Origin of the sequence: Streptomyces sp. NBC_00459, assembly GCF_036013955.1 — a bacterium.
Taxonomy (GTDB): domain Bacteria; phylum Actinomycetota; class Actinomycetes; order Streptomycetales; family Streptomycetaceae; genus Streptomyces.
This window is the reverse complement of sequence record NZ_CP107903.1, coordinates 2,779,288-2,802,397: the sequence shown is the minus strand read 5'-3', so window position 1 is coordinate 2,802,397 and position 23,110 is coordinate 2,779,288. Positions and strand designations below refer to the sequence as shown.

Sequence of the window (23,110 nt, the reverse complement as noted above, 5' to 3'; positions counted from 1 at the left end):
CGCATGTTGAGTGAAACGGTGTTCCGGAGCATGGACGTTTCGGCGGGGGACCGGTTCGACTACTGGAGCGAGTTGTTCCAGCGGACACACGCCCCCATGGAACTGTTCAGTGACCGCCACGACGATTTCCGTGCCTACCAGCGTGTGCTGAACCTCGGCGCCGTCACGGTGTGGCCTGCCACCCTGCCGTCGGTGCGCTTCAGACGCACCACGCGACTGATCCGGCAGTCCGACCCCGAGCGGTTCCATCTGTCGCTGCGGCTGAGCGGCACCATGAGAGTCGAACGAGACGGCGTACAAGGCGAGTTCGGGCCGTACGACGTCTGTGTCATCGACACCTCGCGGCCCTTCGAGTGCGAGTCCGGCATCGGCCTTCCTCCGGACTCCGCGCAGACCGGGGTGGGTCTGGAGATCCCCAAGTCACAACTGCCGCCCGCACTCGACCGAATCGACGAGCTGATGCGCTGCCGACTGTCCGGGCGGGACGGCATCGGCTCTCTACTGGTCCAGTTCCTCTCCCAGTTGACCGCGAAGAGCGACTCCTACCGGCCCTCCGACGGGCCCCGGTTGGCCAGGGTCGTCGTCGACCTGGTCTCGGCGCTCTTCGCCCATGCCCTCGACTCCGACGCCCGCCTCGACCCCGAGACCGAACGCCGTGCGCTCACCCTCCGCATACAGGGCTTCATCCGCCAGCATCTGCACGAGCCCGAGCTGGCTCCGGGCGCCATCGCCGCCGCGCACCACATCTCGCTCAGCCATCTGCACCGGCTCTTCCAGGAGCGCGGGATCACCGTCGCCGGATGGATGCGCCGGGAGCGGCTCGAACAGTGCCGACGGGACCTGGGCGACCCGCTGATGGTCACCACTCCCATCCACGTCATCGCCGGGCGCTGGGGGTTCACCCATGTCGCCCACTTCAGCCGGGCCTTTCGCCGGGCGTACGAGATGACGCCCAGGGAGTACCGGGGGAGGGCGGTCGGTATGGCGGGGGGACCGGTCTGAGCGGGTGTCTGGACGGATGGTCAAAAAGGCGTGGACTCAGGGTCAACGACTTGTCCGCGTGAACACGACATTCTCTTGATCACCGGGCGGCCCAACGGGGCGGCCCCTCGGACAGGGGATACTTCTGATGAACATGACCAAGCTGGGCACCATGGCAGCGCTGCCGCTTCTCGTGGCCTCGGCCGGACTCATGGCCACCGCTCCGGCGGCCGGTGCGGCGACCTCGGCCGCCGCCGCGTGCACCCACCCGGCGTGGCAGAACAAGTCCGGTGGTGAGGGCACCGCCGCGGGCAGCAGCGCACTGGTCCGCACCGGCCCGAGCGCCGACTGTGGCGTCACCGCCGAGGTCGGCACCTCGGTGACGCTGTTCTACCACTGCTGGGTGACCAACTCCGCCGGCAACAAGTGGACCCACGTGCGGATCAGCGGCACGCAGGTCAACGGATGGGTGTACAACGGCAACCTGGACGACGGCGGTTCGCAGGCCGCGGACAACGAGTGCAGCTGACGCCCGCGGCGGACGACCGCTGATCCGCCGTAACGCCGTGACGACGTGTGCCGCCACCCTCGATCAGGGTGGCGGCACACGGTCGTTCTCGGCAACTGCCCGCCGGGCCGGGGCCGTTCAGCCCGCCTGCCCCATACCCGCCGCGTTGGGCCAGCTCTGGGCGGCGGGCCAGCCCGTCGCCGGGGCGGGGGCCAGGCCGGGGCCGGTGGTGCCGCGGACCTGGGCGGCCGTGAGGCCGTTGCGGGCCGGGACGCCGGACGGGGTGGGCTGTTGCTGGCCCATCGACTGCTGGGGCTGTTGGGGCTGCGGGGGCTGCATCTGGGGCGGCTGCTGCATCATCTGCGGCTGGGGGATCTGGGGCTGAGGCACCTGCTGCGGTTGCGGCTGCATGGGCGTCTGCATCTGCATGCCGCCGTAGCTCTGCCCCCCACCGCCGCCGTAACTCTGTCCCCCGCCACCGTAGCTCTGCGCGGTCATCGCCGCCGGCATCTGCATCCCGGAGCCACCGGACTGCATGGCGGCGGGCATCTGCATGGGGGCCTGCATGGGAGTCGGCATGCCGGTACCGGCTGCCGCGGCTGCTGTCAGCCCCGGCATACCGGTACCGAGGGCCTGAGCGGCAAGGCCCGGCATACCGCCCCCGTTGGTGGCACTGACCAACCGGTCCACCGCCGCAGTGCCCGAGCTGTAGTTCATGCCTGTACCCAGCTCAGGTACGGCGGCTCCCCTTCTGGTCCCGTAGAGCACCTGTTCCAGGCCGGACACCAGGCGACGTACGTCCACCTGGGGGCGCACCACGAGACGCACGAAGCGGCTGGACGAGCCGATCTTGTTGCCGCACTCACGGATCAGGATGCGGTGCTCGGTGAGCATCCGGTCCCGGACCACGGTGCCCTCGGCGCCGACGGGGAGGCGCACGAAGAGGAAGTTGCCCTGTGACGGGTAGACCGTCAGACCGGGCAGGGAGGAGAGCTGGCTCGCCATGTCGAGGCGGTCACGGCGCACCTGGTGGAGGCTCTGCATGTACTCCTGGCCGTGCTCCTTGAGCATGAACACCACGTACTCGGCGAAGGCGTTGAGGTTCCACTTCGGCAGCATGGAACGGACGCGGCCCGCGAGCGACGGGTTGGCGACCATGTAGCCGAAGCGGATGCCGTGCAGACCGAAGTTCTTGCCGAGGCTGCGCAGGACGATCACGTTGGGGCGGATCATCGCCTCCTGCACGACGCTCGGTTCGGCCTCCGCGTCGGCGAACTCCAGGAACGACTCGTCGATGATGATCAGGTCGAGGTCGGCCATCGCGTCCATGAACTGCACGAGCGCGTGCTTGTGCAGGAAGCCGCCGTCGGGGTTGTTCGGGTTGCAGATGACGGCGACACGCGTGCCACGCGCGCGGATGAACTCGGCGTACTGGGCGAGGTCGAGGTTGAAGCCGCTGGACTCCTGGAGCGGGAACATGTCGACCCGCTTGCCGGTCTCCATGGGCTGGTCGGTCCAGCGGCCGAAGGTGGGGACGGGGACGGCGAGGGATTCACGGACCAGCAAGTGGTCGATCCACGTGATCAGTTCGGTCGAGCCGTTGCCCATCGCCACCGCCTGCGGCGGCAGTTGGAGCAGATTGCACAGCTCGGCGGTGATCGTGTCGGCGCTGCTCGGGTAGAACGTGATGATGTCACGCAGCCGCGCCGACATGGTGTCCATCATGGCGGGGGTGGGGAAGTACGGGTTGCACGGGATACAGAAGTCGACCGGGCCGGTCCCGTCGCTCTCTCGCGCAAGCGCAGCCATCGAGGGGCTGTGCGCCGCCGTGCTGCGAAAGAGCGAGGTGACGTTGTCGGCCATGGAACCTCCGTATGTGGCGGACCCGTTGGGGAGGACGGGTCCTCCGGCTCTGGGTGGCCCGCGCGGGGGAGCACGGGCCGCTCCTGAATACGGATGGCTGTGGGTCGCTGTTCAACCGCTGTGGTTTCGAAAGAAAATTGTGAAGCTCCTGTGAAACCGGTCAATAATGTGACCCTCGGTAACACCGGCTACGCGTCGAACGAGTGGATCGTCGTGGTGCGGTAGGTCTCGCCCGGGTGCAGCACCGTGGACGGGAAGTCCGGCCGGTTCGGGGAGTCCGGGTGGTGCTGGGTCTCCAGGCACAGCGCGTCCCCCTGGCGGTGGACGGCACCGCCGGTCCCGACGAGGGTGCCGTCGAGGAAGTTGCCCGAGTAGAACTGGAGGCCGGGCTCGGTGGTCGCGATCCGCAGGGTGCGGCCGGACGACGGGTCCTTGAGGGTGGCGACGTGCTCAGGCTCCGCCGTGACGCCCTTGTCCAGCACCCAGTTGTGGTCGAAGCCCTTTGCGTACAGCAGCTGTTGGTGGGCGGCACGAAGGTCCGCGCCGATCGTCTTGGCCGCCCGGAAGTCGAAGGGGGTACCCGCGACCTCGGCCGGCTCACCGGCGGGGATGAGACCGGAGTCGACGGGGGTGTAGCGGGCGGCGGAGATCTCCAGTTCATGGCCGCTGATCGAGCCGCCGCTCTCGCCGGCGAGGTTCCAGTAGACGTGACTGGTGAGGTTGACGACGGTGACCTTGTCGGTGGTCGCCTCGTAGTCGATGCGCCAGTCGCCGTGCTCGGTGAGGGTGTAGGTGACCTTCGTGCTCAGTGTGCCGGGGAAGCCCATCTCGCCGTCGGCGCTGGTGTGCCGGAGGACCAGACCGACGTCCGAACCCCGTGTGAACGGCTCGACGTCCCAGACGGACTTGTCGAAGCCCGCGCTGCCGCCGTGCAGGCTGTTCTCCCCGTCGTTGACGGACAGTTGGTACGACGTGCCGTCCAGCGTGAACCGGCCCTTGCCGATGCGGTTGCCGTACCGGCCGATCAGGGCGCCGAAGTAGGGGCTGGCGGCGACGTAGTCCTCGACGGTGTCGAAGCCCAGGGAGACGTTGGCGTACCGGCCCTCGCCGTCCGGGATCTCCAGGGACTGCACGATCCCGCCGTACGACAGGACCTTCAGACGGGTGCCGCCGTTCTCCAGCGACCAGCGGTGGATCTCCGTACCGTCGGCGAGTTTGCCGAAGAGTTCCTTCACGGGGTTCCTGCCTCCCATAACCCTGCCTCCCATGACAACGGACAAAAGCCGAAGGGTCCCGCGGACAGTAGTCCGCGGGACCCCCGACAAGCCGTACCTACGAACCGACCTTGCGCTTGTTCCACACGTCGAACCCGACCGCCGCCAGCAGTACCAGGCCCTTGATGACCTGCTGCCAGTCGGTGCCGACGCCGACGAGGTTCATACCGTTGTTCAGGACACCCAGGACCAGACCACCGATGATCGCGCCGAGAACGGTGCCCACACCGCCGCTCATCGAGGCGCCGCCGATGAACGAGGCGGCGATCGCCTCCAGTTCGAAGTTCAGGCCGGCCTTCGGCGAGGCCGCGTTGAAGCGGGCCGCGAAGACCAGACCCGCCAGCGCGGCGAGCATGCCCATGTTCACGAAGACCAGGAAGGTGACCTTCTTGTCCTTCACGCCCGACAGCTTGGCCGCCGGGAGGTTGCCGCCGATGGCGTAGACGTGGCGGCCGATGACACCGTTGCGCATGACGTAGCCGAAGCCGACCAGCAGCACGCCCAGGATGAGGAGGACGACCGGGGCACCCTTGTAGCTGGCCAGGAGCATCGTGAAGGTCAGGACGGCCGCGCTGAGCGCCGCCAGCTTCACCGCGAAGAGCTTGGCCGGCAGCACCTCCAGCGAGTACTCCGACTGCCGCTTGCGGTCGCGTACCTCCTGGAGGATCACGAAGCCGCACAGTGCGAAGCCGAGCAGCAGCGTGAGGTTGTGGTAGTTGGTGTCGGGGCCGATCTCGGGCAGGAAGCCGTTGGCGGTCTTCTGCAGGCCCTCCGGGAACGGGCCGAGCGTCTGGCCCTCCAGGAAGACCTCGGTCAGACCGCGGAAGATCAGCATGCCGGCCAGGGTCACGATGAAGGACGGCATGCCGGCGTAGGCGATCAGGAACCCTTGTGCCGCGCCCGCGGCGGCACCCATGGCCAGGCACAGCAGCACCGCGAGCGGCCAGGGAATGTCGTTCCTGACCATCAGTACCGCTGCCACACCCCCGATGAAGGCGGTGATCGAGCCGACCGACAGGTCGATGTGACCCGCGATGATGACGATCATCATGCCGATCGCCAGGATCAGGATGTAGCTGTTCTGCAGCACCAGGTTGGAGACGTTGCGCGGCAGCAGGAGGTCGCCGTCGGTCCACACCGCGAACAGGGCCACGATCACGCCGAGGGCGATCAGCATGCCGTACTGACGCATGTTGCGGCGCATACCGTCGAACAGCAGCCGCAGCAGGCCGTCAGCGGCGGCTCCGCTCTTTCCCGCCGGCGCGGGGGCCGGCGTCTTGGCGGTCACATCCGTGCTCATCGCATTACCTCTTTGTCCTTCGTCATCTGACGCATCAGCGATTCCTGCGAGGCTTCCGCCCGCGAGAACTCACCGGTCAGCCGCCCTGCGGCCATGGTGTAGATGCGGTCGCACATTCCGAGCAGTTCCGGCAGCTCGGAGGAGATGAAAACGACCGCCTTGCCCTCGGCGGCCAGCTTGTCGATGACCGTGTAGATCTCGAACTTGGCGCCCACGTCGATACCGCGCGTCGGTTCGTCCATGATCAGCACGTCCGGACCCGTGAAGATCCACTTGCTGAGGACGACCTTCTGCTGGTTGCCGCCGGACAGCCTGCCCACCGCTTCGAAGACGTTGGGTGCCTTGATGTTCATGGACTTGCGGAAGCCCTCGGCGACCTTGCGCTCTTCGTGGCTGTCGACGACGCCCCGCTTGGACACCTTGTCCAGCGCGCTGAGCGAGATGTTGCGGCCGACGGTGTCGTCGAGGTTGAGCCCGTAGTGCTTGCGGTCCTCGGTGACGTACGCGATGCCGTGCGCGACCGCCTGCGGGACGGTCTTCGTACGGATCTCCGCGCCGTCCTTGAGGACCGTGCCGCCCGCGTACCGGCCGTACGTCCGCCCGAAGACGCTCATCGCGAGTTCGGTGCGGCCGGCGCCCATCAGGCCCGCGATACCGACGATCTCCCCGCGGCGCACGTTGATCGACACATCGTCGACCACCTTGCGCTGCTGGTCGATCGGGTGATGGACGGTCCAGTTGCGGATCTCCAGGGCAGGTGCCTCGCCCGCCACCGCGTCGTGCGGGGTGCGCTCGGGGAAGCGGTGGTCGAGGTCCCGGCCGATCATCCCGTTGATGATCCGCTCCTCGGTGGTCTCCGGGGCCTTCACATCGAGGGTCTCGATGGTCCGGCCGTCGCGGAGGATCGTCACCGAGTCGGCGACCTTCCGGATCTCGTTGAGCTTGTGGGAGATGATGATGGAGGTGATGCCCTGTTCCTTCAACTCCAGGATCAGGTCGACGAGTTTGCCGCTGTCCTCGTCGTTCAGGGCGGCCGTCGGCTCGTCCAGGACGAGCAGCTTCACCTCCTTCGACAACGCCTTCGCGATCTCCACGAGCTGCTGCTTGCCGACCCCGATGTCCGCCACCCGCGTCTGCGGATGGTCCTCCAGGCCGACCCGGCGCATCAGCCGGGTCGCGTGCTTCAGCGTCTCGTTCCAGCTGATGACGCCACCGCTGGCCTGCTCGTTGCCGAGGAAGATGTTCTCCGCGATGGACATGTACGGCACCAGGGCCAGTTCCTGATGGATGATCACGATGCCGTGGTGCTCACTGGCCCTGATGTCCTTGAAGGAGACGACCTCCCCCTCGAAGAGGATGTCCCCCTCGTAGGTTCCGTGCGGGTGGACGCCGGAGAGGACCTTCATCAAGGTCGACTTGCCGGCGCCGTTCTCCCCGCAGATGGCGTGGACCTCGCCTTGACGGACGGTCAGTGTGACGTCCGACAGCGCTTTGACGCCGGGAAAGGTCTTGACGATCGAGCGCATTTCCAGGACGGGTCCCGCCATGGTCGTGCCTGCCAATCTCTGGAGTGCGGGTGTTACTTGAGGTCGCCGGCCTTGATGTAACCGGAGTCGACGACGACCTTCTGGTAGTTGCTCTTGTCGACGCTCACCGGGACCAGCAGGTACGCGGGAACGACCTTCGAACCGTTGTCGTACGTCTTGGTGTCGTTGGTCTCCGGGGTCTTGCCCGTGAGCGCGGAGTCGACCATGTTCGAGGCCACCTTGGCGAGTTCGCGGGTGTCCTTGTAGACGGTCATCGACTGCTCGTCGGCGATGATCGACTTCACCGAGGCGACCTCGGCGTCCTGGCCGGTGACGATCGGCAGCGGCTTGTTCTTGGAGCCGTAGTCGTCCGACTTCAGCGAGGACAGGATGCCGATGGAGATGCCGTCGTACGGCGAGAGCACCGCGTCGACCCGCTCGGTCTTGTAGGCCGCGGTCAGGATGTCGTCCATGCGCTTCTGGGCGGTGCCGCCGTCCCAGCGGAGCGTGGTGACCTGGGTCAGCGCGGTCTGGCCGGACCTGACGACGAGCTGCTTCTTGTCGATGTACGGCTGCAGGACCTTCATCGCGCCGCCGAAGAAGTACTTCGTGTTGTTGTCGTCGTTGGAGCCGGCGAAGAGCTCGATGTTGAACGGGCCCTTCTTCGAGCCGTCCGCGAGGCCGAGCTTCTCCAGGATGTAGTTGCCCTGGAGCTCGCCGACCTTCTCGTTGTCGAAGGACGCGTAGTAGTCGACGTTCTTCGTGCCGAGGATCAGACGGTCGTAGGAGATGACCGGGATCTTGGCGTCGGCGGCCTGCTGAAGCACGTTGTTCAGCGACTTGTTGTCGATGGCCGCGATGATCAGTGCCTTCACACCCTGCGTGATCAGGTTCTCGATCTGCGACACCTGCTGGTCGGGGTCGTCCTCGCCGTAGACCAGCGTGGTCTTGTAGCCCTTCGACTGCAGGTCCTTCTCCACGTTGGCGCCGTCGGCGATCCAGCGCTCCGAGGACTTGGTCGGCATCGCGATGCCGATGGTGCCGCCCTTGGCGCTGTCCCCGCTCGTTTCGCTGCCACCCTCACTGTCCTGACCGCAGGCGGAGAGGGTGAGGGCGAGGACGGCCGAGGTGGCTATGGCGGAGAGTGCGGCTCTGCGAGTACGCATGATCATCATCCTTGATGTCGTGAGGCCAGGAGCGGTCTGGCGGTTCGAGGGCGCCCTGTCGGGGGGTGCGAGAGGATCCCGAGGGAGTCGTGTCGGAGTCTGTTCGACTGCGTCGGGTTTTGTGAAGGGGAGTTGTCCGTAACGTTATGCAGGCGTTTCGAACCGCTTGAGATCGCCCGGCAGTCGCGAGCCGAGCGGCGCCATGTCGCCGTCCGCCCCGTGTCGCGCGAGCAGGTCCAGGGCGAGCCGGCCGCGCCGCACCCGCTCCTTGGCCGTGTTCAGGGCCAGGTCCCGCAGGTGGTTCCCGTAGGGGTAGATCCCGGGAGCCTTCGACAGGCCGAACTTCAGGTAGAGCGGTGCGCCGCGCCGGATCAGCTCGGCGACCTCGTACATCCGGATGTAGCCGCCGAGATCGTCGGGGGCCTCGATGTACATGTCCATGGGGGCGGCGGAAACCCGCCGGATCTCGGTGAGGTGATCGAGCGTCAGGTCGCTCGGCACGTTGATCGAGTCGCCGCCGAGGTTCTCGTACACGGCGTACGCGGCCGGGTTCACCGGCCCGATCAGCGCCGACACCTTCAGCGTCGTCTCGGCCGGGATGATCCCGGCGAGCCGCGCCCGGTGCAGCGTCCACAGCACGCCCTCGTCGGCGACGAGCAGGCACTGGACGCCCAACTCCGTTGCCCGGACGGCGTCCTCGACGCACCCGGCGACCGCGTCGTGACCGCGGGCGCGCAGTCCGCCGCCCTTGGAGTCGGTACGGGTGGAGCCGCCGATGTCCCAGGTGCCGCGAGGGCCGGTGAACAGGCAGAGCTCGATGTCGCGTTCGGCCGTCGCCTCCACCATCTCGGTGATCTCGGCGTCGGTCAGCATCCAGATACCGCTGCCCTGGCTGACCCGGTGGATCGGCACATCGAGCCGCGAGGACTCCTTGAGGACCACACCGAGTGCCTCGGGCCCCTCCACGGAGGGAACCTCGGTACGCCAGCGACCGCCACCGGGGAAGGTGTGCGGAGAGGCGTCGGCGGGGTCGAGGGCGGGCGCGGCCAGGCCGAGCGCGGCGAGCGCCTGCTCTCCGGGGCGGCGGGCTGCGGAGGCGGTGGTGTCGGTCACAATCTGTCCTTCAGGATCGGCAGGTCCGGCGGGTTCGCGAGGTCCGGCAGGTTCGGTATTTCGGACAAGGTTCGCGGCTCTGGGTGCGCAAGGCTTTGGATGTACGCCGGTACGGAGTCGTCAGGTACCCCGTACCGGCGTACGGCTCAGGGGTGTGTCATGGCCGCAGCAGGACCTTCCCGACCTTCGGATCACCGGATCCCACCAACTCGATGGCCTGGGGAAACTCCTCCAACGGCAGCTCGTGCGTGACGAGCGGCAGCGGGTCGAGGAGCCCGGCCCCGAAGACCCGCACCGTGTGCGCCCAGGCATCGGGCGCCGCACCGAACACGGTGTGCACCTCCAGCTGCCGTACGACGAGATCCGTCGGGTCCAGCCCGTCCGCACCCGCCGCCGGGATGCCCGTCAGGACCAGCCGGCCGCCGCGCCGCAGCAGGGCGGCGGCGGTGACCGCCGCGTCCGCCGACCCGGCGGTCTCGATGACGACGTCGAAGTCGTCGGGCAGTTCCTGGTCCTTGGTACGGAAGTCGGTGGCGCCGAACTTCTTCGACAGCTCCGCCCGGTCCGGACGCGTTCCCACGACGAGCAGCTCGGACGGCGAGCCCGCCTTCAGGAACTGAACGGCGAACATCCCGAGTGTTCCGGTGCCCACCACGGCGACCCGCTCACCCGGAACGGCGTTCGCCTTGAGCGCGGCGGCCGCGATGCACGCGGCCGGCTCCAGCAGCGCCGCCGCCGTGAGATCCGCGTCGTCCGGCAGAACGTGCAGCAGACGGGCGGGCAGCGTCAGCGTGGTGGCCATCGCGCCGGGCTCGGTGAACCCGGTCTCCTCGTATCCCGCCGAGCACAGCGTGGTCTCGCCCGCGTGACAGCGGTCGCACACCTGGCAGTTGCGGAAGCCCTCGCCAACGACCTTGCGGCCTACGAGAGTTGAAGGAACCCCGGTACCGACCGCGGTCACCGTCCCGGACCACTCGTGGCCCGGCGTGAGGGGGTAACGGACGTATCCCTCGGGCCGGTTGCCCTGGTAGACCTCCCGGTCGCTGCCGCAGATGCCGGCGGCGTGGACCCGGACGAGGGCCTCGCCGGCCTCCGGCTGACGAGGCTCGTGCGGCACCAGACGGTGCTCGCCCGGAGCCTCGATCACTACCGCGCTGCTCACTCGGTCCCCTTGGGCTTGCGCTGCTCCCAGCCCTCGGCCCACAGGTCGAAGCGGGCCTGCTGCTGCGGGAACTCCGCCGCCGCGTCCACGTCCAGCTCGACACCGAGGCCGGGCTTGTCGGAGAGGTGGAAGTAGCCGTCCACGACCTCCGGGGCGCCCGAGACGACCTTCTTGATGTCCGCGTCCGCGAAGTCGTTGAAGTGCTCGAGGATCTTGAAGTTCGGGGAGGTGAACCCGACCTGGAGGGAGGCCGCGGTCAGCACGGGCCCGCCCACGTTGTGCGGCGCGACCAGCACGTAGTGCGTCTCGGCGGTCGCGGCCAGCTTGCGGGTCTCCCAGATGCCGCCGATGTGACCGACGTCGGGCTGGATGATGTCCACGGCCTGGCTCTCGAAGAGCTCCCGGAACTCGATCCGGTCGTGGATGCGCTCACCCGTGGCCACCGGGATGTCGACCTTGGCGGCGACCTTCTCCAGTGCCTTCAGGTTCTCCGGCGGGCAGGGCTCCTCCAGCCACGCGGGCTTGAAGGGCGCCAGGTCCTTGGCGAGGCGGATGGCGGTGGCGGGGGAGAAGCGGCCGTGCATCTCCAGCATCAGCTCGGCGTCCGGCCCGATGGCGTCCCGCACGGCCTCGATCAGAGAGACGGCGTACATGCTCTGCTCGTGGTCCAGCTCGAAGTGGCCGGTCCCGAAGGGGTCGATCTTGAGCGCCTTGTAACCGCGCTCCATGACGCCCTGCGCCGCCTTGTGGTAGGCCTCCGGCGTGCGCTCGGTGGTGTACCAGCCGTTGGCGTACGCCTTGACCTTGTCGGTGACCTTGCCGCCGAGCAGCTGCCACACCGGCACGCCGAGGGCCTTGCCCTTGATGTCCCAGCACGCCATCTCGATCACGGCGATGCCGGACATCACGATCTCGCCGGCGCGCCCGTAGTCGCCGTACTTCATGCGCTTGACCAGGTCCTCGACAGCGAACGGGTCGGAGCCGAGAATGTGGTTGGTCTTCGCCTCGTGCAGATAGCCGAGCAGCGCGTCGGTGTGGCCCAGCATGCGGGTCTCGCCGACGCCGGTGAGTCCCTCGTCGGTGTGCACCTGGACGTAGGTCAGGTTCCGCCACGGCGTCCCGACCACGTGCGTGCTGATTCCCGTGATGCGCACGGTACTCCCTAAGTCCTGTGTGGCCTGTTCGAGATTTCGTCACTTGTTCGAAATGCTGTCGCGACAGTAAGGATGCTTCGGGCGGAGTGTCAATGGGTCGAACGAACAACCCTTGCCGCGTTTTGGACCGCCGCCATCCGTTCCCACATTGCCGCACCGGGAGCCCTCCTGCCCGCCGACTGCCGCGTTATCCAACCGTGACGACCTCCCTGGCGCAGCCCTCTTGACCGCCGTCGATTGTTAGCGCTCACAATGACCTCCGCATTCACCAGTCGTCTACGAACGGCATCCAGGGAGGTACGAGCGTCATGTCGGCAGTGCCCCAACTTGCTTACCCGCCCGGCGTCTCGGGGCTTTCCGGAAGCCCGGAGTGAAGCCGGCGGCGCGGAGACGACCGCCCCCATCGAAGGACTTATCCACAGACGACCGCCAGGGAGGTGCAGCCGTGACCTACTCTCAGACCAGCTCGCAGCTCCGGCCGCCCACCATGGCCGACGTGGCACGCCAGGCCGGCGTGTCCCACCAGACCGTGTCCCGCGTACTGGGCGACCACCCCAATGTGCGCGACGAGACACGGGCCAGGGTGCTGCAGGCCATCGAGGAGATGGGCTACCGCCGCAACTCCTCCGCACGGGCACTGGCGACCCGGCGCACCCTCACCCTGGGTGTGGTCGCCTCCAACACCACGCTCTACGGGCCGGCCAGCACGCTGTTCGCGCTGGAGGAGGCGGCACGCGCCGAGGGGTATCTCGTCTCGACGGTCAGTCTTCGCGAACTGACGGTCGAGACGTTGTCCGAGGCCATGCACCGGCTCAGTGAGGGTGGGGTGGAGGGGGTGATCGCCCTCGCCCCGCAGCGGTCGGCGGTCGAGGCCCTCACCGAACTCCGCCACCCCTTCCCGGTGGTGGCCGTGGGCACCGGCTCCGGCGTGGAGATCCCCAGCGTCAACGTGGACCAGCGGCTGGGCGCGCGGCTGGCCACCGGCCATCTGCTGGCCACCGGTCATCGCACGGTCTGGCATCTCGCCGGACCCGAGAACTGGCAGGAGGCGGTGGACCGGGCCGACGGCTGGCGGACGACCCTGGAAGAGGCCGGCGTGGAACCGCCGTCGCCGCTGCGGGGGGACTGGAGTCCGCTGTCGGGCTATCGTGCGGGCCAGGAACTGGCCGGCTGGGTGGGCCGGGGCCTGACCGCCGTCTTCGTCGCCAACGACCAGATGGCACTGGGGGTGTTGTGGGCGCTGCGTGAGGCGGGCGTGCGCACTCCCCAGGACGTCGCTGTGGTCGGCTTCGACGACATCCCGGAGTCGGAGTTCTTCGCTCCGCCGCTCACCACCGTCCGGCAGGACTTCTCGGCGGTCGGCAAGCAGAGCATCGCCCTGCTGCTCGACCTCATCGAGGGCCGCACCCCCTCCGGGACTTCCCGGGTCGCCATCGAACCCCAACTCCTCGTCCGCGCCAGCACCTTCCCGTACGCCCCTCAGTCGGCGACCGCTCCCGGCTGAGGGGGCACCGACCGGTTCGACGATCGTCCCCGCCCCATCAGCGCGGCCGATATCTCGAACAATGATCGACAGGTTGGACGTATAGCCGCCTGTCACCTTGAGCCCCACGAGAACCAAAAGCACCACCAGCACCACCAAGCCCCACAAGTACCAACGAGCACCACGAGTACAGCGGGTCCATCCCCGGGCCGGCTCTTCAAAGGAGAAGACACATGCTCAACAGAAGGAACTTCCTCACTGCGGCGGTCGGCGTGGCGGCTGCGACGGGCCTGGCGGCCTGCGCCAAGGAGGACGACGGCGGCTCCACCAGCTCCGGTGGCGACGGCAAGATCGTCCTCGGCTTCTCCCAGGTCGGCTCGGAGAGCGGCTGGCGCAGCGCCAACACCGACTCGGTGAAGGCGGCGGCCAAGGAGGCCGGCTACAACCTGAAGTTCTCCGACGCGCAGCAGAAGCAGGAGAACCAGATCTCCGCGATCCGCAGCTACATCACCCAGGGCGTGGACGTCATCGCCTTCTCCCCGGTGGTCGTCACCGGCTGGGACGCGGTGCTCAAGGAGGCCAAGGCCAAGAAGATCCCCGTGGTCCTCACCGACCGCTCCGTCGAGACCTCCGACGAATCCCTGTACGTCACCCTCGTCGGCTCCGACTTCACGGACGAGGGCCGCCGCGCCGGCAAGATCCTGGAGAAGGTCCTGGAGAAGGCCGGACACAAGGGTGCCGTGAAGATCGCCCAGCTGGAGGGCACCACCGGTGCCGCCCCCGCGATCGAGCGCGCCAAGGGCTTCAAGGAGGTCATGGACGCCGACCACGCGGACGACTGGAAGATCGTCGTCAGCCAGACCGGTGACTTCACCCGCGCCGGCGGCAAGCAGGTCATGGCCGCCTTCCTGCAGTCCAACCCGGACATCAACGTCCTCTTCGCGCACAACGACGACATGGGCATCGGTGCCATCCAGGCCATCGAGGCGGCCGGCAAGAAGCCCGGCAAGGACATCCTGATCGTCACGATCGACGGCGTGAAGGACGGCTTCATCGCGATGTCCGAGGGCAAGATCAACGCCATCGTCGAGTGCAACCCGCTGCTCGGCCCCCAGCTGATGGAGGTCGTGAAGAAGGTCAAGAACGGCGAGACGGTCGAGCGCTGGATCAAGACCAAGGAGAGCGACTTCATGCAGGACCAGGCCAAGGCCGCGCTCCCCACCCGCAAGTACTGACCGACCGCACCCATCGGCAGGGAGCCTCCACCCGACCGGACCCTCCGTACGGAGGACGGACTTGGGGGCTCCCTGCGGGCCTGAACGAAATCGAAGGCCCGGCCAAAAAATCCGTGGGCCTGAACGAGAGTCAAGAGGAGCGCTGCCATGGCAGAGCCGCGGCCCGTCCTGGAAATGACGGGCATAGTCAAGGAGTTTCCGGGGGTACGGGCTCTGTCGGGTGTCGACTTCCGGCTTTTCCCCGGCGAGATCCACGCCCTGATGGGCGAGAACGGAGCCGGCAAGTCCACCCTCATCAAGGTGTTGACCGGTGTCTACGCGCTGGACGGCGGCACGATCGCCCTCGACGGGCAGACCGTGCAGATCGACAGCCCCTTCCAGGCACAGCAGGCCGGCATCAGCACCGTCTACCAGGAGGTGAACCTCTGCCCCAACCTGTCGGTGGCGGAGAACATCTTCATCGGACGTGAACCCACGCGCTACGGCCGCATCCAGTGGAGCCGTATGCGCAAGGACGCGGCGGAGCTGGTCGACCGCCTCGGCCTCGACCTCGACGTCACCGCGCCCCTGTCCTCGTACCCGCTGGCCGTGCAGCAACTGGTCGCGATCGTAAGGGCGGTGGGCACCGGCGACAGCGACGGCGCCGGAGCCGGCACCAAGGTGCTGGTCCTGGACGAGCCGACCTCCAGCCTCGACCGCGACGAGGTCCTCGAACTGTTCCGTCTGATGCGCAGGCTCAGGGACGAAGGCGTCGCGATCCTGTTCGTCTCCCACTTCCTCGACCAGATCTACGAGATCTGCGACCGCATGACCGTCCTGCGCAACGGCACGCTCGTCGGCGAGCACCTGGTCAGCGAGCTCGACCAGGTCGGACTGATCCAGCTCATGATCGGCAAGGCCATGGACCAGCTGGAGGGGCTCCACGAGCACCAGCTGCACGCCGAGGTCGGCGAGCCCCTGCTCCAGGCGGAAGGTCTCGGCAGGACGGGCGGTGTCGCCCCCTTCGACCTGGAGATCAAGAAGGGCGAGGTCCTGGGCCTGGCCGGCCTGCTCGGCTCCGGCCGCACCGAACTCGCCCGGCTGCTCTTCGGCGCCGACCAGCCCGACAGCGGCAAGGTCACCATCGGCGGCAAGCAGGTCTCGATGAGCGCCCCGAACGACGCCATCGGCGCCGGGGTCGCGTTCTGCTCCGAGAACCGCAAGACCGAGGGCCTGGTACCCGACCTGACGGTGCGGGAGAACATCATCCTCGCCCTGCAGGCCTCGCGCGGCTGGACCCGGCCCATCCCGGCCGCCCAGCGCGACGAACTCGTCGCCAAGTACATCAAGGCGCTGGACATCCGCCCCGCCAACCCGGAGGCCCGGGTCGGCCAGTTGAGCGGCGGCAACCAGCAGAAGGTGCTCCTGGCACGCTGGTTGATCACCCAGCCGAAGCTGTTGATCCTGGACGAACCGACGCGCGGCATCGACGTCGGCGCGAAGGCGGAGATCCAGAAACTCGTGGTCTCGCTCTCCGAGGAAGGTATGTCCGTGCTGTACATCGCGGCCGAACTGGAGGAGGTACTCCGGCTCAGCCACACCATCGGCGTGCTGCGCGACCGCAAACTGGTCGCCCAGATCGCCAACGGGCCGGAGATCACCCCCACCCGGATCCTGGAGACCATCGCGAGCGGAGAGCACCAGTGACCACCACTCCCCGTTGGCGGGCGCTGACACAGCACCACCTGTTCTGGCCGGTGGCCGTGCTGGTCGTCCTGCTGCTGATCAACGTTCCCTTCACCCCCGACTTCTTCTCGATCAAGATGACGGACGGCCACCTCTACGGCAGCCTCGTCTCGATCGTGCTGTTCGGCTCGCCGCTCATCCTGGTGGCGGTCGGCATGACCCTGGTCATCGCCACCGGCGGCATCGACCTCTCGGTCGGCGCGGTGGTCGCCATCACCGGCGCCCTGACCTGCTCGTACATCAGTGACCAGGCCGACCAGGACTCCCTGGCCGGGGTGTTCCTGGCCATGGGGATCGGCCTGGTGGCCGCGGTCGTCTGCGGTCTGTGGAACGGCTTCCTGGTCGCCCGGATGGGCATCCAGCCGATCATCGCGACCCTCATCATCATGGTCGCGGGCCGAGGCGTGGCCCAGCTGATCACCGACGGCCAGATCATCACGATCAACAGCGAGCCGTACAAGCTGATCGGCGGCGGCTACTGGCTGACGCTGCCCTTCTCCATCTTCGTGGTGGCCGCGGTCGTCGCCATCACCGTGGCCCTGACCCGCCGCACCGCCCTCGGCCTGCTGGTCGAGTCGGTCGGCGGCAACGCCGAGGCCAGCCGCCTGGTCGGCATCAGGTCCATGCGCATCAAGATCATGGTGTACGTGTTCTGCGCCCTGTGCGCCGGCATCGCGGGCCTGATGATCAGCTCCAACACCTCCGCCGCGGACGGCAACAACGCCGGCCTGTGGATCGAGCTCGACGCGATCCTCGCCGTGGTGATCGGCGGCACCTCGCTCCTGGGCGGCCGGTTCTCCGTCGGCGGCACGGTGGTGGGCGCCCTCGTCATCCAGACCCTGACCACCACGATCTACACCATCGGCGTACCGACCCAGACCAACCTGGTCTTCAAGGCCGCCGTCGTCATCGTGGTCTGCCTGCTGCAGTCCCCGAAGTTCCGCACCAAGGTCTTCGGCGGGAAGTTCGGCTCCGGGTCCGGCGCGAAGGGCGGCGGCGCCCCGGCCGCCACCCCGGCGGACACCGCCCCGACGACCGCGACAGCCCCGAAGATGGAGGTGTCGTGATGAGCACGGCCACCAAGACCCCCACGGCCCCCCACAACCGTCGTACGCCGTCCAGGGCCGCGCAGTTGCTCGGCGACCGGCGCCTGCCCGTCGTGGTGACCGCCACGCTCTTCCTCGTGATGTACCTCGTGGGCCTCGGCCGCTACCAGAACTACGGTTTCGGCGAACCCCAGGTCTTCCTCAACCTGTTCATCGACAACGGCTATCTGCTGGTCGCCGCGGTCGGCGCCACCTTCGTCATCCTCTCGGGCGGCATCGACCTCTCCGTGGGCTCCGTGATCGGCTTCACGACCATGCTCACCGCATGGCTGGTGGAGAAGCAGGGCCTGCCCATCGTGGTCGTCATCCCCATCGCGCTGGGCGTCGGAGCCTTCGGCGGCTTCCTGATGGGCTATGTGATCCACAACTTCGAGATCCAGCCGTTCATCGTGACCCTCGCCGGCCTCTTCCTCTTCCGGGGCCTGTGCCTGGTCATCAGCAAGGAGTCGATCGCCATCGACGACTCCTCGGTGAGCAGCATGGCGCAGGCGCAGGCACAACTGGGGGTGGGCTTCCTGTCGATCGGCGCGATCATCGCGCTGGTGGTGCTGGCCGTCGCCTTCTACGTCCTCCACTACACCCGCTTCGGCCGCCGGGTGTACGCCATCGGCGGCAACGAGCACTCGGCCATGCTGATGGGCCTGCCGCAGGGCGGCACGAAGATCGCGGTCTACACGGTGAGCGGCTTCTGCTCCGCGCTGGCGGGCCTGCTCTTCACCCTGTACATCCAGTCCGGCGACCCGCTGCACGCGACCGGCATGGAACTCGACGCGATCGCCGCGGTCGTCATCGGCGGCACGCTGCTGACGGGCGGCTCGGGCTATGTCGTGGGCACCCTGTTCGGCGTCCTCGTCCTGGGCCTCATCAAGAGCATCATCCAGTTCGAGGGCACGCTCAGCTCCTGGTGGACGAAGATCGCCACCGGTGTGCTGCTCTGCGCGTTCATCCTGATCCAGCGGGCCATGACGGCGCGTAAGAAAACCTGACCCCTTGCGGGTCCGAAGCGGTCCGTCGCACGTACACCGTGCGACGGACCGCTCTGGCGTGTCAGAAGTTGGCATGGCATGATCAGGCTTGGTCTCAACTGGGCAAACTCAAAACGCCAGTTCCACACGGAATATTCACTGGGACCCCTAGGAACGCCCCCTGCAAGGAACCTATTCTTCCCGCGTCATGGACTACTGCCACCAGTGCCAACGGCACCTCAACGGCGCACTTGCCTGCCCGGGGTGCGGCTCAGCAACAGCACCCCTCCATACGCGGCTGGAGGAAGTCGGCGCGCGCCCGGGAACGGACGCGGGCGCGGACGGCTCCGCCGGTGCTGTCGCCGAGGTGGGCCGTCCTGGGCGAGCGGCGGCCCGTAAGGCAGGTCGCGGACGCGGGCGGGGGCACGAGGCGACTGCCGCCGCCCCGGCCCCGGAAGACACCGACGAGTACGAGGACGATGCCGAGGACGCCGGGCCGGCGCGCGGCAGCAGACGTGACCGCAAGGCCGCGGCGCACCGGCGGCGACGGAAGCGGGCGCTGCTCGTCGTCGCGGGGTTCGTGCTCGCGGCGGGCGGACTGAGCCTCGCTGAGTTGGGCACGGACGCGCCGGGCTCGAACCCGAACTCCGCCACTGCGGACGGCGATACGTCGGACGGCGCGTCGACGACGGAGGCCGGCGCCACCGAGACGCCCCTGTCCGACAAGGCGGGTGCGGTGGACACCGGCACGTCGGACTCGGCGTCCCCGTCCTCATCGGCCTCGCCGTCGGAGTCGGAGAGCGCCGGATCGCCGTCGCCGTCGGTCTCACCGAGCAGAAGCAAGGACGCCCAGTCGGCGCCGATCGGCGCGGCGCCGACCCCGACGAGGGGTGAGTCCTCACCGACCACGTCGGACTCGACGACCCCGTCCTCCGACCCGACGACCGCGGACCCGACCCCGGAACCGTCACCTTCGGAAACGTGCGAGCAGTTCCTGTGGTGGTGTTCGTAGAGCCAGGGTTGCCCTTTCGGCTCCGGCCCGCGTGTGCAGCCTGTCCGGCGTTCGAGGACGGGGCCCCTTCAGGGCCGAAGCGGGGGTCTGGGGTCGCGGCCCCCGGGAAGGCGAGGAACCGTCCGCCCGGACCGGCTCACTTCTTGTACCCCCTGTACCCCGTCACCTTCGCGATCCACGCGATGAAGTCCGCCGCGTCATCGTTCGCCCCGTGCCCCGAGTCCCAGTACATCGCCGCGTTCACGTCGTCCCCCAGCCCCTCAAGGCCGGCCGCGAGGTTCCCCACCACCGACAGCGACGTGTCGCTGTCCTTCGTGCCGACCCGGATCCACCAGTGCTTCGCCCGCGACGGATTCCGCTTCGCGATGAAGGGCATCGGGTTCATCAGCGTCAGCTTCTCGGGCAGGTCGCTGTCCAGCCGCGCACTGCTGCTGCCCTCGTGCCGGAGGCTGTACAGCGTGAAGTGCCGGGCCTTCGTCGTCCCCACCCCGAACAGGTTGTTCTCCCCGGCGGACAGGTCGAACGCGTCGAACGCCGGTGTGTCCTTCTTCCGTGCCCCGACATGCGTCAGGAAGTCGGCCCAGGTGAACGTCGCCTTCCCGTCCGCCCACGTGATGAAGGTGTTCGCCGCCAGGTACGTCGAACGCGCCGTCTCCGAAAGGGACTTGAGGTACTTGGTCGCGGCCGGCTGGAGGAAGGTCCGCAGCAGGTAGTCGTCCAGGTTGCGTGCGGTCAGCGCGCCGAACCCCTTCGCCCGGAGCCCCAGCGACGCCTGGTACTCCGTGAACGCCGTGCTCAGTTCCTTCGACACCGTCCGGTCCACCAGCGAACCCGAACCAAGCTTGTTGGCACCCCAGTTCCACTCGTACGCCATGTCCGCGTGTTCGAGGTCGGTGATCGGGCACCAGTCACCACTGGCGAAGATCGCGTCGCTCGCGTCGGCAGCGCCCAGCGCCTTCAGGTGCTTGGCGTACAGCGGGCTGTCGCCGGACGCCCCGAGCAGGGCGGACAGGGCGCCGCCGGCACTCGTACCGGAGGAGACGATCCGGTCGGTGTTGCCGGGTATCCGGCCCTTGTTGAAGCGGACATACCTGACCGCGGCCTTCAGGTCCACGATCGCGGCGGGCGCCGTGCCGTAGTACGTGCCGGACGAGTCGACCAGCGTACGGCCGCGCGCCCCCGGTTCCACGACCACGTACCCCGCCGCCAGCCCCAGCTTGGCGTTGCTCACCATCCCGCCCTGGCCGTCCACCTGGGCGTTGCCGCCGGACTCCACCTCGCCCGAACCGGTCGACGCCGAGGCGGACGCGGATGCCGTGGGGGCGCCACCGCCGGGCGTGCCGGTCATCTCGGCGCCGCCCACTCCGGTCGCGTCCGCCACCGACGACGGCATGTATCCGCCCACCGAGTTGGCGAACAGGATGGGCGCACGGGTCGCGTCGACCGCCGTGCCGTCGATCCTGACGGGGACGCTGACGTTCAGGCTCTGGTACTTCTCGTCGACCGGGTTCGTGACGTACGTGATCGCCTTGTAGAAGTGGTACGTCACCGACCTGTCGCCGGCGTCCGTGGTGATCGTCGTGGTCAGCTCGGTGTACGCGTCCTTGTCGAAGACGAGCGCGCCCGACGAGGTGGCCGACGCCGACTCCGACCCGGATGCCATGGCCTCGTTGTTCACGAACGTGGCGATCGCCGGGACGGCGACAGCCGCGCCGATTCCTCCGATTACGGTCCTGCGCTTCACGATGTCTCCTCGGGTCCGTGAGGGGTGTCTGCGCATGCGAACGTAATTTGGTGGCGGAGAAATCGTCAACAATTTCGTTCAACTCATCGCCAACGCACAGCCGCCTCTCATCGAACGTAAAGCCGCCCCGCGCCTGTCCCTGTGCCTGTCTCTGCGCCGGTGTCCGCGCGCGTGCCCGCGCCTACGCCTGCACCATCCGCAGCAACAACCCCCGCAACAGCACCCGCTCATCGTCCGACAGCCCGGCCAGCGGCTCCCGGGCGAAGTCCAGGGAGTCACGCAGGCTCCGCGCGACCCGGAGCCCCTCGTCCGTGCAGGCGGCCAGCTTCACCCGGCGGTCCGAGGGGTCGGGGCGGCGCTCGACCAGGTCCCGGGACTCCAGCCGGTCCACGATCCCCGTGACGTTCGACGGCTCGCACCGCAGCTTCCGTGCCAGTTGCCGCATCGGCAGGGGTTCCAGGGAGAGCAGACTCAGCAGCCGCGCCTGCGCTCCGGTGAGGGAGTGCTGGGTGGCCGCCTCCTCGTACTCCTCGTGGTAGCGGGCCACGACCGCGCCGATGAGGTCGATGACCTCCAGGGTCATGGGGTCGCGGCGGCGGGTCTTCTCTGGTGTGGCCATGCTCTCCAGGCTACCCCTTTACTTGACACCCTGAAATATTCAGGAGCATTATTGTTTCACGTACTGAAGCATTTGAGCCGTAGATTACGTGGACACCCAGCCGCACCGGAAGGCCCCCCTCATGTCCGAGACCACCACCCTCCCCACCGTCAACCGCGAATGGCACCTGCTCAGCCGTCCGGTCGGTGTGCCCAAGGCCGAGGACTTCGCCCTCGTCGAGACCGAGGTCCCGCAGCCCCGCGAGGGCCAGGTGCTGGTGCGGAACCTGTACGTGTCCGTGGACCCCTACATGCGTGGCCGGATGAGCGACGCCAAGTCGTACGTCGCCCCCTTCGAGCTCGGCAAGGTCATGCAGGGCGGGGCCGTCGGCGAGGTCGTCGCCTCCAACGCCGAGGGCCTCTCCGTCGGCGACCATGTCCTGCACTTCCTCGGCTGGCGCGAGTACGCGGCCGTGAACGCGAAGGACGCGGTCAAGGTCGACCCCGAGGCCGCGCCGCTGTCGACGTACCTCGGTGTGCTCGGTATGACCGGTCTCACCGCCTACGCGGGCCTCCTGCGCACCGCCTCCTTCAAGGAGGGCGACGTCGTGTTCGTGTCCGGCGCGGCCGGTGCCGTGGGCGGCCAGGTCGGGCAGATCGCCAAGCTCAAGGGCGCCTCCCGGGTCATCGGGTCCGCCGGGTCCGACGAGAAGGTCAAGCTGCTGGTGGAGGAGTACGGCTTCGACGCCGCCTTCAACTACAAGGACGGGTCGGTCAGTTCGCAGCTCCGCGAGGCCGCCCCCGACGGCATCGACGTGTACTTCGACAACGTGGGCGGCGACCACCTGGAGGCGGCCATCGGCGCCCTCAGGCACGCCGGCCGTATCGCCATCTGCGGCATGATCTCCGTCTACAACAACACGGAGCCCGCCCCCGGCCCGAAGAACCTCGCCCGCCTCATCGCCACCCGCGGCCGTATCGAGGGTCTGCTGGTCAACGACCACAACGACCTCCAGCCGCAGTTCGTCGAGGAGGTCGGCGCCTGGGTCCGCTCCGGCGAGCTCAAGTACCGCGAGACGGTCGTCGAGGGCATCGAGAACAACCTGGAGGCGTTCTTCGGGGTTCTGCGCGGCGACAACACCGGCAAGATGATCGTCAAGTTCTGAGCTGACGACATCTGAGCCGTCACAGACCGG

Annotated in this window: 19 protein-coding genes; 9 read left to right on the top strand and 10 right to left on the bottom strand. The window is 68.0% G+C overall.

What is annotated here, in order from left to right:
• Positions 1-3: 3 nt before the first annotated feature.
• Positions 4-1,002 (top strand): helix-turn-helix domain-containing protein, encoded by a 999-nt coding sequence (locus OHN74_RS12295; RefSeq protein ID WP_443060378.1) that lies wholly within the window; start codon positions 4-6, stop codon positions 1,000-1,002.
• 127 nt (positions 1,003-1,129) lie between these two features.
• Positions 1,130-1,510: an SH3 domain-containing protein gene (locus tag OHN74_RS12290; RefSeq protein WP_327694605.1), complete on the top strand. Its 381-nt coding sequence runs from the start codon at positions 1,130-1,132 to the stop codon at positions 1,508-1,510.
• A gap of 117 nt (positions 1,511-1,627) precedes the next feature.
• Here OHN74_RS12290 and OHN74_RS12285 read toward each other — a convergent pair whose 3' ends face one another.
• The 8 genes from OHN74_RS12285 to OHN74_RS12250 all read right to left on the bottom strand — a co-directional run bounded on the left by OHN74_RS12285 (position 1,628) and on the right by OHN74_RS12250 (position 12,047).
• A complete protein-coding gene (locus OHN74_RS12285) occupies positions 1,628-3,352 on the bottom strand; it encodes a pyridoxal phosphate-dependent aminotransferase (protein ID WP_327694604.1) in 1,725 nt (574 codons plus the stop codon).
• Between the two features lie 188 nt (positions 3,353-3,540).
• Positions 3,541-4,620 (bottom strand): aldose epimerase family protein, encoded by a 1,080-nt coding sequence (locus OHN74_RS12280; RefSeq protein ID WP_443060377.1) that lies wholly within the window; start codon positions 4,618-4,620, stop codon positions 3,541-3,543.
• Between the two features lie 64 nt (positions 4,621-4,684).
• Positions 4,685-5,926: a multiple monosaccharide ABC transporter permease gene (gene mmsB, locus OHN74_RS12275; RefSeq protein WP_327694602.1), complete on the bottom strand. Its 1,242-nt coding sequence runs from the start codon at positions 5,924-5,926 to the stop codon at positions 4,685-4,687.
• The gene (gene mmsA / locus OHN74_RS12270; protein WP_327694601.1) at positions 5,923-7,473 is read right to left on the bottom strand and encodes a multiple monosaccharide ABC transporter ATP-binding protein; all 1,551 of its coding nucleotides are present in this window, start codon (positions 7,471-7,473) and stop codon (positions 5,923-5,925) included. Before mmsA ends, mmsB begins: the two co-directional genes overlap by 4 nt.
• Before the next feature lie 32 nt (positions 7,474-7,505).
• Positions 7,506-8,618 (bottom strand): multiple monosaccharide ABC transporter substrate-binding protein, encoded by a 1,113-nt coding sequence (gene chvE, locus OHN74_RS12265; protein ID WP_371659694.1) that lies wholly within the window; start codon positions 8,616-8,618, stop codon positions 7,506-7,508.
• Between the two features lie 144 nt (positions 8,619-8,762).
• Complete coding sequence (locus OHN74_RS12260) at positions 8,763-9,731, bottom strand: hypothetical protein (protein ID WP_327694599.1); 969 nt, start codon at positions 9,729-9,731, stop codon at positions 8,763-8,765.
• A gap of 157 nt (positions 9,732-9,888) precedes the next feature.
• Positions 9,889-10,893 (bottom strand): zinc-dependent alcohol dehydrogenase, encoded by a 1,005-nt coding sequence (locus OHN74_RS12255; RefSeq protein WP_327694598.1) that lies wholly within the window; start codon positions 10,891-10,893, stop codon positions 9,889-9,891.
• The gene (locus OHN74_RS12250; protein ID WP_327694597.1) at positions 10,890-12,047 is read right to left on the bottom strand and encodes a mandelate racemase/muconate lactonizing enzyme family protein; all 1,158 of its coding nucleotides are present in this window, start codon (positions 12,045-12,047) and stop codon (positions 10,890-10,892) included. Before OHN74_RS12250 ends, OHN74_RS12255 begins: the two co-directional genes overlap by 4 nt.
• 487 nt (positions 12,048-12,534) lie before the next feature.
• On the opposite strand from OHN74_RS12250, the gene OHN74_RS12245 reads away from it, so the two are divergent.
• The 6 genes from OHN74_RS12245 to OHN74_RS12220 all read left to right on the top strand — a co-directional run bounded on the left by OHN74_RS12245 (position 12,535) and on the right by OHN74_RS12220 (position 19,573).
• The gene (locus OHN74_RS12245; protein ID WP_327700087.1) at positions 12,535-13,551 is read left to right on the top strand and encodes a LacI family DNA-binding transcriptional regulator; all 1,017 of its coding nucleotides are present in this window, start codon (positions 12,535-12,537) and stop codon (positions 13,549-13,551) included.
• A 212-nt stretch (positions 13,552-13,763) separates the two neighbouring features.
• A complete protein-coding gene (locus OHN74_RS12240) occupies positions 13,764-14,765 on the top strand; it encodes an ABC transporter substrate-binding protein (protein ID WP_327694596.1) in 1,002 nt (333 codons plus the stop codon).
• 147 nt (positions 14,766-14,912) lie between these two features.
• A complete protein-coding gene (locus OHN74_RS12235; protein ID WP_327694595.1) occupies positions 14,913-16,451 on the top strand; it encodes a sugar ABC transporter ATP-binding protein in 1,539 nt (512 codons plus the stop codon).
• Positions 16,448-17,557, top strand: a complete 1,110-nt coding sequence (locus tag OHN74_RS12230) for an ABC transporter permease (RefSeq protein ID WP_327694594.1) — start codon at positions 16,448-16,450, stop codon at positions 17,555-17,557. The genes OHN74_RS12235 and OHN74_RS12230 overlap by 4 nt, the downstream gene beginning before the upstream one ends.
• Entirely contained in the window at positions 17,557-18,582 is a 1,026-nt protein-coding gene (gene yjfF / locus OHN74_RS12225; RefSeq protein WP_327694593.1) for a galactofuranose ABC transporter, permease protein YjfF, read from the top strand. Before OHN74_RS12230 ends, yjfF begins: the two co-directional genes overlap by 1 nt.
• Positions 18,583-18,769: 187 nt before the next feature.
• Entirely contained in the window at positions 18,770-19,573 is an 804-nt protein-coding gene (locus OHN74_RS12220; RefSeq protein ID WP_327694592.1) for an SCO2400 family protein, read from the top strand.
• A 136-nt stretch (positions 19,574-19,709) separates the two neighbouring features.
• Here the strand turns inward: OHN74_RS12220 and OHN74_RS12215 are convergent, their stop codons facing one another.
• Positions 19,710-21,353, bottom strand: a complete 1,644-nt coding sequence (locus OHN74_RS12215) for a subtype B tannase (RefSeq protein WP_443060376.1) — start codon at positions 21,351-21,353, stop codon at positions 19,710-19,712.
• A 145-nt stretch (positions 21,354-21,498) separates the two neighbouring features.
• Positions 21,499-21,936: a MarR family winged helix-turn-helix transcriptional regulator gene (locus OHN74_RS12210; RefSeq protein WP_327694590.1), complete on the bottom strand. Its 438-nt coding sequence runs from the start codon at positions 21,934-21,936 to the stop codon at positions 21,499-21,501.
• A 121-nt stretch (positions 21,937-22,057) separates the two neighbouring features.
• Here OHN74_RS12210 and OHN74_RS12205 point away from each other — a divergent pair, with 121 nt between their 5' ends.
• Complete coding sequence (locus OHN74_RS12205; RefSeq protein ID WP_327694589.1) at positions 22,058-23,080, top strand: NADP-dependent oxidoreductase; 1,023 nt, start codon at positions 22,058-22,060, stop codon at positions 23,078-23,080.
• Positions 23,081-23,110: the final 30 nt, after the last annotated feature.

Bases quoted from the DNA above. Each gene is read 5' to 3' on its own strand.
- OHN74_RS12295 (WP_443060378.1), top strand. From the start codon at position 4: ATGTTGAGTGAAACGGTGTTCCGGAGCATGGACGTTTCGGCGGGGGAC.
- OHN74_RS12290 (WP_327694605.1), top strand. From the start codon at position 1,130: ATGAACATGACCAAGCTGGGCACCATGGCAGCGCTGCCGCTTCTCGTG.
- OHN74_RS12285 (WP_327694604.1), bottom strand. From the start codon at position 3,352: ATGGCCGACAACGTCACCTCGCTCTTTCGCAGCACGGCGGCGCACAGC.
- OHN74_RS12280 (WP_443060377.1), bottom strand. From the start codon at position 4,620: ATGGGAGGCAGGGTTATGGGAGGCAGGAACCCCGTGAAGGAACTCTTC.
- mmsB (WP_327694602.1), bottom strand. From the start codon at position 5,926: ATGAGCACGGATGTGACCGCCAAGACGCCGGCCCCCGCGCCGGCGGGA.
- mmsA (WP_327694601.1), bottom strand. From the start codon at position 7,473: ATGGCGGGACCCGTCCTGGAAATGCGCTCGATCGTCAAGACCTTTCCC.
- chvE (WP_371659694.1), bottom strand. From the start codon at position 8,618: ATGCGTACTCGCAGAGCCGCACTCTCCGCCATAGCCACCTCGGCCGTC.
- OHN74_RS12245 (WP_327700087.1), top strand. From the start codon at position 12,535: ATGGCCGACGTGGCACGCCAGGCCGGCGTGTCCCACCAGACCGTGTCC.
- OHN74_RS12240 (WP_327694596.1), top strand. From the start codon at position 13,764: ATGCTCAACAGAAGGAACTTCCTCACTGCGGCGGTCGGCGTGGCGGCT.
- OHN74_RS12235 (WP_327694595.1), top strand. From the start codon at position 14,913: ATGGCAGAGCCGCGGCCCGTCCTGGAAATGACGGGCATAGTCAAGGAG.
- yjfF (WP_327694593.1), top strand. From the start codon at position 17,557: ATGAGCACGGCCACCAAGACCCCCACGGCCCCCCACAACCGTCGTACG.
- OHN74_RS12220 (WP_327694592.1), top strand. From the start codon at position 18,770: ATGGACTACTGCCACCAGTGCCAACGGCACCTCAACGGCGCACTTGCC.
- OHN74_RS12215 (WP_443060376.1), bottom strand. From the start codon at position 21,353: ATGCGCAGACACCCCTCACGGACCCGAGGAGACATCGTGAAGCGCAGG.
- OHN74_RS12210 (WP_327694590.1), bottom strand. From the start codon at position 21,936: ATGGCCACACCAGAGAAGACCCGCCGCCGCGACCCCATGACCCTGGAG.
- OHN74_RS12205 (WP_327694589.1), top strand. From the start codon at position 22,058: ATGTCCGAGACCACCACCCTCCCCACCGTCAACCGCGAATGGCACCTG.